3 protein-coding genes are annotated in these 1,780 nt (G+C 69.3%); all 3 read left to right on the top strand.

Translation table 11 applies throughout. The features are described from left to right. Positions 1 to 558: chorismate--pyruvate lyase family protein (locus B2W70_RS11665; protein ID WP_286745866.1), on the top strand; the 558-nt coding region annotated here is incomplete at its 5' end. 67 nt (positions 559 to 625) lie between these two features. Next, positions 626 to 1,171 carry an NUDIX hydrolase gene (locus tag B2W70_RS11670; protein ID WP_058088685.1) on the top strand — a complete coding sequence of 182 codons (546 nt, stop codon included), beginning with the start codon at positions 626 to 628 and terminating at the stop codon, positions 1,169 to 1,171. A 63-nt stretch (positions 1,172 to 1,234) separates the two neighbouring features. Next, the coding region (locus B2W70_RS11675; protein ID WP_286745869.1) for a cysteine peptidase family C39 domain-containing protein at positions 1,235 to 1,780 on the top strand (546 nt) is incomplete at its 3' end.

The raw sequence follows: 1,780 nt of genomic DNA on the forward strand, positions 1-1,780 counted from the left end.
CAGGACGCCCGCCACGTCGGGCCCGGGCCTGTGTCGCCTCGGATGCGCCAGTGGCTGTCGGCCCCGGGCTCGCTGACGGCCAGGCTGCGCCTGCACGGCCCCGTGCGGGTGGAGGTGCTGGCGCAGGGGCGGCATCGCTTGTGGCCCCAGGAGCGCCGGGCCCTGGGCTGTCGCGTGGGCCACGTGCGCGAGGTGGTGCTGCACATCGATGAACGTGCGGCGGTGTGGGCGCGCAGCAGCGTGCCGGTGCGAGCGGTCAAGGGGCCTTGGCAGGCCATCCGAGGGCTGGGCACGCGGCCTTTGGCGGAGCTGCTCTTCAGCCACCGAGCCGTGCGTCGGGGGCCTTTGCAGACCCTGCGGCTGCGAGCTCATGCCCCCGCAGGCGCCCACATGGCCAGGCAATGGGCTGCGCTGAACAAGGGCCAGCCCCCCGCCAGCCAGCCCTCGCCCCCCCCACGCTGGGCTCGCCATTCGCTGTTTCACCACCACGGCCAGCCTTTGCAGGTGCTCGAAGCCTTTGCCCCCTGGGTAAGCTCGCGCAGCTGCCAACACCGCTGAGGCCACCGCTTAAGCCGCCGACCCTTTTGACACGGGCTCGCCATGCGCATGCCCTACACTGCAATCCATGCTGTTTTCACGCCGAATCGAGCACTGTCAGGTCTGTGGCACCCCGGTGGAGCACAAGGTGCCCACCGACGACAACCGCGAGCGCGCGGTCTGCCCGGCGTGTCAGCACATCCACTACGTCAACCCACTGAACGTGGTTGGCACCCTGCCCGTCTGGGGTGAACAGGTGCTGCTGTGCAAACGCAACATCGAACCCCGCAAGGGCTTCTGGACGCTGCCCGCCGGCTTCATGGAGCTGGGTGAGACCACCGAGGAAGGTGCAGCCCGCGAGACCGACGAGGAAGCCGGGGCACGCATCGAAATGCAGGGGCTGTACTGCGTGCTCAACGTGGTCAGCGCCGGGCAGGTGCACCTGTTCTACCGCGCCCGCCTGCTCGACACCGACTTCAACCCCGGGCCTGAGACGATGGAGGCGCAACTCTTCCATCAGCACGAGATCCCCTGGGACGAACTCGCCTTCCGCACGGTGCGGATGACCCTGGAGCGTTTTTTCGCTGATCGAAAAAAGGGTCAATTCGACGTGCATTGCGCCGATATCCGTTGAGCATGCCGTGCGGGGCCCCCTCGTGCGGCGAGCGCCCCATTGCACGAAAGACGCCTTGACCGCATGAACGCGCCCCAGGACACCCCGCTGGCCGCCACGCCGAACACCAACGCAGCCCCCGTTGCGACGCCGGCACAGCCCCCCACCCAGCCTGCCACCGAAGCTCAAGACGCCCCGACGCGCCTGCGCGAGGACCTGCTCAAAGCCGACCCGCTGCTGGACTGCCTGATCGAGGTCTGCCGCGTGCACGGCCTGCCCGCCTCGCGTGCCGCCCTGAGTGCTGGCCTGCCCCTGAACCAGGAGGCGCTGCCCGTGTCGCTGCTCGAGCGCGCCGCCGCCCGCGCCGGCCTGGCAACCAAGCTGCAACGCTGCGACCTGGCCTCGATCGACGAGGCCACCCTGCCCGCCATCTTGCTGCTCAAAGGCGATCAGGCCTGCGTGCTGCTGGGCACCGAGCAAGACCAAGCCCGTGTGCTGATGCCCGAGACCGGACAGGGCGCCGTGCGCCTGCCCTTGAGCGAGCTGAACCAACGCCACACCGGCGTGGTTGCCTTCGTGCGGCCACACTTCCGCTTTGACGAACGCACCCCGGCCACCCGCAAGACCCGC

It is taken from the genome of Aquabacterium sp. UBA2148 (genome assembly GCF_002328915.1).
GTDB lineage: Bacteria > Pseudomonadota > Gammaproteobacteria > Burkholderiales > Burkholderiaceae_C > Aquabacterium > Aquabacterium parvum.

What these genes read in the sequence shown, in the direction of transcription:
- B2W70_RS11670 (WP_058088685.1), top strand. Translation starts at nt 626, where the DNA reads ATGCTGTTTTCACGCCGAATCGAGCACTGTCAGGTCTGTGGCACCCCG.